Source organism: Promicromonospora sp. NPDC060204, from assembly GCF_042728455.1.
GTDB lineage: Bacteria > Actinomycetota > Actinomycetes > Actinomycetales > Cellulomonadaceae > Promicromonospora.
The window spans coordinates 1-8,058 of record NZ_JBHWZO010000268.1 but is presented as its reverse complement, the minus strand read 5'-3'; the positions used below and the strand labels follow the sequence as shown (position 1 = coordinate 8,058).

The window sequence follows — 8,058 nt, the reverse complement described above, 5'->3', positions numbered from 1 at the left end:
CCCCAGCGCGCCGCACCTCAGCAGGGCCTCAGCGCCGCTTCACCTCCAGGTCCGCGGTCGCCTCCGAGGCCCCCAGGTCCTCGGTGCCCTCGTACTCCGCCGTGATCGTGTAGTCGCCGGCCCGCAGGAGCGGCGGCACCAGCACGTCGGCCTTCCCGTGGCGCAGCTTCACGGTCCGCGAGTACGGGTGCTTGTCGTCCTCGCGGCCCACGGTGACGGTCACGCGGCCCGACGGCGTGGCGTCGTCGGCGGACACGGTGACCTTGACCAGGAACGGCTCCAGCGGGCGGACCGAGGCCGGGGCCTTGATCTGCGTCGTGGTCGCCGCGGGCAGCAGGTCGGCGGGAACCAGCGCGCTGACGGCGGTGCGGTGCACGCCGCCCTCGTCGGTGCCCGCGTAGACCCAGGCGCCGTCGGGGCTCACGGTCAGGGACCGCACCGACATCGCCGTCAGGTCGTGCGACGCCGACGCCCACGTGGCGCCGCCGTCGGCCGAGACGAGCACCCCGGCGCCGTTGGCCGCCAGGCCGTACGGGCGCCAGCGGGCGGCGCCCGCGACGAGCAGCTCGGTGCCGGCGGCCGGACCGTCCGGCACCTCGACGGCGACGAACGTGCCCACCGCGGCGGACGTGTTCGGCACCTCGGCGTCGGCGAAGGTCTTGCCGCCGTCCGTGCTGACCCGGATGCCCGGGGTCTCGCCGACCACCACGTGGTCGGTGTCGGCCGGGTCGACCCACACGGACCGCACCTCGTCCTTGGTCAGGCGGGTGATCGTCCTGCCGAGGTCGTCGGACCGGTACAGGCCGGACGACGTGGCCAGCCAGAGCCGCTGCTCGTCGACCGGGTCGGCCACGATCTGCTGGACCAGCACCTCGTGGGCGTAGCTGGTCCAGGTCTCGAACCCGTCGGTCGAGACCATGAGGCCGGTGTCCACGAGCGAGGTGTAGCCGACGGCCACCGTGTCCTCGGCGTGCGGGGAGACGGCCAGCGCCGTCGGGCTGAAGCCGCCCGTCGGGCCCACCTGCGTGAGGTCGGCGTCGGACTCGCCGGCGCCCGCCGTCAGGATGCGGCCGCCGCCGAACGCGTTGGTGCCCACGGCCCAGACGTCGTGGTCGCCCAGCGGGGACTGGGCCACCTCGGAGACCTGGCGGCCGATGACGCCCTCGTGACCGATCGAGCCCCAGTTCTGCGCGTCGGAGCCGAGGTCGGCCAGCGACTGCTGGTGCAGGCCCTCGAAGTCGACGGCGCGCAGCACGGGCTCGCCGTCGGCGTCGACGCCGGCGTGCACGCCGGAGACGTCGCTGCCGGAGACACCGGCCTTGACCCACTCCTCGCCGTCGTCGGTCGTGAAGATCCCGGCGTTCTCCATCGACATGACGATCTGCTCGTCCGGCGTGCCGGGCCAGTGGTCGACGTCGGTGGCCAGCGGCCCGCGCACGGGCAGCGGGTGGGTCTGCCAGCTCTTTCCGAGGTCGTCGCTGGTGCTGAAGGACGACAGGCCTGACGCGTACACGGTGCCGTTCGTCAGGCTGGTGACGGTGACGTAGGACTGCTCGGTGTCGGCGCCCTCCGTCCAGGTGGCGCCGCCGTCCGCCGAGGTCAGCGCGATGCCGTCCCCGCGGACCAGCACCGCGGAGGACCCGTCGGCCACGACGCCCTGCGGGCGGTCGCGGTAGTCGGTGGTGACGTACGGCCGGGTGACCTCGCGGCCGCCGGACAGCACGTCGGCGATCCGGTAGACGCCGTCGTAGGTGGCGATGAGCAGGTCGTCGTCCGCGAAGGCGGCGCCGTACACGAGGCCGCTCCACTCCGGGGCGACCCGGCTCCAGCGTTGCCCGCCGTCCCGGCTGACGTAGAGGCCGGAGTCGGTCACCGCGGCCAGCGCGTCACCGTGGGCGACGAGCTCGCTGATCGCGACGTCGGGGAAGGGCAGCACCGTCCAGGTGGCCCCGGCGTCGGGCGTGTGCACGATGCGGCCGGAGTAGCTGGGGTCGAGGGTGACCTTGCCGGCGGCGCCGTTGAGGGCCACGTAGAACCCGCCGGGCGTGGTCGTGTCGGCCACGGGGATGCCCCAGCCGTCGGCGACGGGCATGCTGCGCACCCGCTGCCAGGTGACGCCGTAGTCGGTGGTGACGAACGGGTGCACGCCGGACCCGGCCATCGCCAGGCCCGTCCCCGGGGTGGTGGGGGAGGTGGCGAGCTCGCGGGCCGCGCCCGAGAGCCCGACCTGCTCCCACTCGCCCGGCTGGTCCGTGCCCTCGGACTGCACGCCGCCGGTCCCGGTCAGGGTGCGGCCGGTCACGGTCGCGCGGGCGTCGAGCCGGTAGGTGCCGGGCTCGTCGAGCGGCACGGTGCCGCGGTACCAGCCGGGGCTGGTGCTGACGGCGGTCAGCGCGGCGGTGTACTTCTCGCCGGACGGCGCGGTCGCCGTCGCGGTGGGCGTCGCCTCGGGTGCCATGGGCGCGTAGACGAAGACCTCGGTGGAGCCGGTCGCCAGGGTCGGCGAGGACTGCACCTGCAGCGGCCGCACGTAGGCGGCGTACGGGATGCGCACGGTGGAGCCGTCCGAGACGGCGCCGACGACGACGCCGGAGGTCTCGGTGCCGCCCGCGTCCGGGGTGCTGGTGTCCGGGGTGACCGTGAGGTCGACCGAGGCACTGCGGCCTGCCGGGATCTTGACCTGGCGCGCGGAGAGCTCGGCCTTGCCGGTGCTCGTCGCGGCGGACTTCGCCGACAGCTTGACCGTCACGGCCTTGGCGCCGGAGTTGCGCAGCACGACGGTGCTGGTCCGGGCGGGCTTGCCGCCCATGTCGGCCAGCCCCAGGGAGACGGCGTCGGGGGCTGCCGTGACCTTCTGGTCCACGGCGGCGGCGACGTCGAGCTTGCCGGCGCCCTGGGCGGACGGCGACACGTCGGCGTCGTCGGACCCCAGCGGCTGCGCGCTGCCGATGAGGGTCGCGCGGAGCTGCTCCGCGGTCTGCTCCGGCCGCGCCTGGGCAAGCAGGGCGGCCGCCCCGGCGACGTGCGGCGCGGCCATCGAGGTGCCGGACATCCGGTACTTGTCGCCGTCCACCCCGAACATGGCCGGGATGTCGGACATGATCTCGAAGCCGGGCGCCACGATCTCGGGCTTGAGCGTCATGGCGTCGCTCGGGCCGCGGGAGCTGAAGTCGGTGATCGTGTCGCTCACGTCGACCGAGCCGATGGTGCCCGAGACGGTGCCGGCCGCGACCTCGGACTTGAAGGTCTGGTACTGGGCCGAGCTGATGTTCATCATGACCAGGGACTCGCGGCGCAGGTCGAAGCCGCCGCCGGCCAGGATGTTCGCGGACCCCTGGGGGCCCGCGCCGCCGTCACCGGCGGGGTCGGTCGGGCTCGGCGTGTAGAGCAGGGCGCCCACGGCCCCGTGCTCCTCGGCGAGCTGGGCCTGCAGCAGGTGCAGGCCCTCCACCTGGCCCAGGGACTTCACGGTCATGCTCTGCATGACGACGATCGCGCCGCGCACGTCGCCCGCCTGCTCGTAGTCCTCCTCGTCGAAGCCGTCGCCGACGTCGACCAGGCGGCCCGTGATCCCCTCGGCCGGCGGGTTGGCCGACATCGGGAAGCGGGTCACGTCCAGCGGGCGGGGGGCGTCGCCCTCGCGGGCACCGTCGAGGGTCAGGGTCGGGTCGGCGACGCCGGTCACCTGCGCGCCGACGGCGATGACGCCCTCGGCGGCGGCCGGCGAGCTGACGCTCTGGTCGTACGGTCCGGCGTTGCCGGCCGCGGCCACGACCACGACGCCCTGCCGCACGGCGGCGGTGGAGGCGCGGCCCAGCGGGTCGGTGCCGTCGCCGGGCGTGCCGAGGCTCATGTTCACGACGTCGGCCGGGTGGTCGCCCAGCGGGTCCGTCGCGGCCTCCAGGGCGAGCAGCAGGTCCTCGGTGGTGCCGCCGCCGTTCGCGTCCATGGCCTTCCACGCCGTGAACGTCACGTCGGGCGCCATGCCGGTCAGGTTGTCGCCGCCCGCGCCGACGATGCCGGCCACGTGCGTGCCGTGCATGTGGTCGTCCATCGGGTCGGCGTCGTCGTTGACGAAGTCGTAGCCGTCGACCACGCGGTACCCGGGGCCGAACCCGCCGCCGAGGTCGGCCAGCGTGTAGTCGATGCCCGTGTCGATGATCGCCACGGTGCGGCCCTCGCCCGTGACGGGTGCGCCGTCCGCGTCCTTGCGGTCCCAGACCTGCGGGGCGCCGGTGGCGGGGATGTTCGCCTCGTCGCCGAGGATGCGCACCGCGGCGCTCTCGGTGACGCGCGCGACGCCGGGGGCGGAGCGCAGCTCGGCCAGGTCCGCGGGGTCGACGGAGGCGACGACGGCGGACAGCAGGCCGGTGACGGACTCGGGCTTGTCGAGCTCGACGCCCCGCTGCTCGGCCCAGGACGTGACGCCCCCCTGGGCGTCCTCGACCTCGTCGACGGCGGCGCGGTACTCGGCGGCGAAGGCGCTGCGCGCCCGAGCGCTACCGGCGCCCGTCGCGGTACGTGCGGCGGCGACCGCCTCCTGGCCGACGACGTCGGCGGCCGTGGGGGAGTCGAGCTCGATGATGACGCGCACCGGATCGGCGTCGGGTGCGGCGGCCGGGGCCGCGACGGCGGCTCCGGGTGACAGGACCAAGGAGGCCGAGACGAGGGTGCTCCCGAGGAGGAGACCCCGGCGACGGCCGGAGGGCAGAGGTTGCATGAGGGCTGTCTAGCCCGCGCTACCCTGTGCGGGCAATGGGCGTAATGGCCGGAATTGGCCACTGGCCGGTACCGGCCGCAAGGTTTTACACGGACGTCACGCGGGAGGGCGCTTTTCACCCCGCCCGGCCGACACCCCTAGAGCCAGCCCTTGCGGACCGCCTGCACCCCCGCCTGGAAGCGGTTGGCCGCGCCCAGCCGGCGCAGCAGGTCCGCGCTGCGCCGCCGCAGCGTCCGCTCCGAGAGCCCGAGCTCGCGCGCGATCGCCTCGTCCTTGGCGCCCGAGCCGAGCAGCGCGAGCAGCGCCCGGTCGTCCTTGCCGGGCCCGCGGTCCGGGGGAGCGGTGCCCTCCAGGCTGTCGGACGCCGGGATCTCCACGGCGTCGGCCCACACCGCCTCGAAGGCCGCGACCAGCAGGTCGACCAGCGGCCCGCCCTCGACGACGACGGCCGCCGGCCGCAGCGCGTCGAGATCCGAGCTGACCAGCGCCGTGCGCCGGTCGGCGATGGCCAGCTTGGTGGGCAGGGTCCGCGCGATCCGGGCCTGCTCGCCCACCGACGCCGCGTGCCGCAGCTCCGCCCACGCGCCGGGGATGTCCAGCACCTCCGCCGCGTACACGGCCCGCCACTGGACGCCGCGCGCCAGCGCGAGCGGCTCCACGGGGTTCTCGTCGGCGAGCACGTACGGCGGCCGGTCGAAGGCCATGAACTCGCCCGTCACCTCGTGCTCCAGGCGGGTGTACCAGGCGCCGATCAGCGCGGGGTCGTCGATCACGTGCACGCCAGCCCCGGAGCCCGCGGCGTCGGAGGCCTGCTCGAACAGGCCGGCCAGGTCCGGGATCGTCGCCCGGACCCGGTCGAGCTGCGCGGCGGTGCGGTCCGTGAGCGCCCGCAGCGCCACGCGCGGGTCGACCGCCGTGTACTCGCCGTCGCCCCCGGCGGTGCGGTTGATCAGCCCGGCCGCGCGCAGGCGCGCCAGCATCCCGGCCGGGTCGGTGCCCTCCAGCGGCACGTCCTGCGCGACGTCGTCCACCCCGACGGTGCCCTGGGCCAGCACGTACCGGTAGACCAGCCGGGTGTCGTCGTCGATGCCGACAGCCTCGAAGTCGCTGTCGAGGTCGGGCTCGGGATCCAGGGGCATGGGGGTCAGCGTAGGTCAGGCGTGCGCGCGGGACCGGGCAGGCCGGGCGGCGCCGTCCGACGTCGGCCAGGGGCGGGTGAAATTGCCCGGCGCGCGGCGGGCCGCCCACTAATCTGAGCGACAAGAATCACTGATTTTCATGCTGTCCGGCCGTGGTGACCCGCGAAACAGGAGAAAAGATGGCGAACCTGACCATTATCGAGACGTCACCCGACCCCGAGACGCACGTTCCCGGGCCGCGGTGGCCGTCCATCGCGGTGTGGATCCGCTCGCTCGGGCAGAGCCGCCTCGGCGCCCTCCTGCTCCTGGTCGGAACCCTCGCGGCCATCCTCTGGGCGAACATCTCCTACGAGTCGTACAGCGAGTTCTGGGAGACGCACCTCAACCTCGGGGTGGGCGACTTCCAGCTCGAGTTCACGCTGCACGCCCTGGTCAACGACGCGCTCATGGCGATCTTCTTCTTCACCGTCGGCCTGGAGGTGCGGCGCGAGTTCGCGATCGGCGAGCTCACGAGCTGGTCGCGCGCCATGGTCCCCGTCGCCGCCGCCGTCGCCGGGCTCGTCGTGCCCGCCGTGCTCTACGTGCTCATCGCGCGCGGCTCCGGCTGGGAGCACGCCTGGGGGGTCGTCATCTCGACGGACACGGCGTTCGTCGTCGGCGCGCTCGCGCTGATCGGGCCACGCGCGCCCGGCCGGCTGCGAGTCTTCCTGCTGGCGCTCGCGGTGGTCGACGACATCGGCGCCCTGAGCATCATCGCGCTCGTCTACACCGAGAACTTCGACCCGCTCCCGCTGGTGATCGCCGCCGTGGGCCTGGTCGGCGTCTACCTCACCCGGTACGTGCCCACCGGCCGCGGGCCGATCTACGCCACGCTCTCGATCGTCGTCTGGGCGGCGTTCCTGGCCTCCGGCGTGCACCCGACGCTCGCCGGCGTGGCCATCGCGCTCCTGGTGCCGGTCTACCGGCCCAGCCGGCGCGACGTCGAGCACGCGCTGACCCTGGCGCGCACGTTCCGGCAGTCGCCGAACAGCGACTACGCGCGGGCCGCGGCGAACAGCCTGCGCGAGTCGATCTCGATCAACGAACGGCTGCAGTCGGCGTACGCCCCGTACGTGGCGTACGTGATCCTCCCGCTGTTCGCGCTGGCGAACGCGGGCGTGCAGATCAACGCAGAGATCCTGGCCGCGGCGGCCAGCTCGGCCATCACCTGGGGCATCATCGTGGGCCTCGTGGTCGGCAAGTTCATCGGCGTGCTGGGCACCGGGACGGTCATGCGCGTGTTCCGCCTCGGGGACCTCGGGCCCGGGCTGACGCTCGACCGGCTCGCCGGCGGCGGCGCGCTGTGCGGCATCGGCTTCACGATCTCGCTGTTCATCGTGGACCTCGCGATCGAGGACCCCGCGGTGCAGAACGAGGCGCGGGTGGGCGTGCTCACGGCATCGGTGGTCGCGTTCCTGCTCGCCGCCGTCATCTTCAAGATCTCGGACCGCGTGCACCCGTCCAAGGAGGCGGGGGCCACGCTGCTGCGCCCCGTCGACCCGGCCCGGGACCACGTCTTCGGCCCGGCGGACGCGCCGTACACGCTGGTGGAGTACGGCGACTTCCAGTGCGGCTTCTGCTCCAAGGCCTCGGGCGCCATCCAGGAGGTGCACCGCGAGATCGGCGACCGGCTGCGGTACGTCTGGCGGCACGCGCCGCTGGACCGGTACCACCCGAACGCCGTCGCGGCCGCCGAGGCGGCGGAGGCCGCCGCCATGCAGGGCAAGTTCTTCGACATGGAGCGCAGCCTGCTGCTGGACCAGGAGAACCAGCTCCCCTCGGACATCGTCCGGCGGGCCGAAGAGCTCGGGCTCGACGTCGAGCGGTTCGAGCGGGACCTGACCTCCCCGGAGGTGGCGGGCCGGGTGCGCGACGACGTGCTCGACGCCGAGGCGATGGAGGTCACCGCCGTGCCGACGTTCTTCGTCAACGGCCGCCGGCACACGGGCCCGTACGACGCGCAGTCGCTCATCCACGCCCTGGAGAACACGGCCCCGGTGGCGCAGGCCGTCCCGAACGACTGAACGTGTCAGACGTACAGGTCACTCGACGCTGCGGGTGGCCGACAGCGTCGAGGAGATCACGCCCGAGCGCGGTTACGAGCTGCTGGCCGAGAAGCGGGCGCGCGGCCCGGTCAAGAAGAAGACCGCGAAGAAGGCC

The 8,058-nt window shown here is 73.9% G+C and carries 3 protein-coding genes; 1 reads left to right on the top strand and 2 read right to left on the bottom strand.

Annotated features, from left to right (window positions below; all coding sequences use genetic code 11):
* Positions 1–28: 28 nt before the first annotated feature.
* Together ACFWEJ_RS24440 and ACFWEJ_RS24435 are read right to left on the bottom strand one after the other, a co-directional pair.
* Positions 29–4,720 (bottom strand): S8 family serine peptidase, encoded by a 4,692-nt coding sequence (locus ACFWEJ_RS24440; protein ID WP_377231782.1) that lies wholly within the window; start codon positions 4,718–4,720, stop codon positions 29–31.
* 137 nt (positions 4,721–4,857) lie between these two features.
* Positions 4,858–5,859, bottom strand: a complete 1,002-nt coding sequence (locus tag ACFWEJ_RS24435) for a hypothetical protein (RefSeq protein WP_377231781.1) — start codon at positions 5,857–5,859, stop codon at positions 4,858–4,860.
* Between the two features lie 179 nt (positions 5,860–6,038).
* Here ACFWEJ_RS24435 and nhaA point away from each other — a divergent pair, with 179 nt between their 5' ends.
* Positions 6,039–7,922 carry a Na+/H+ antiporter NhaA gene (nhaA, locus tag ACFWEJ_RS24430; RefSeq protein WP_377231780.1) on the top strand — a complete coding sequence of 628 codons (1,884 nt, stop codon included), beginning with the start codon at positions 6,039–6,041 and terminating at the stop codon, positions 7,920–7,922.
* Positions 7,923–8,058: the final 136 nt, after the last annotated feature.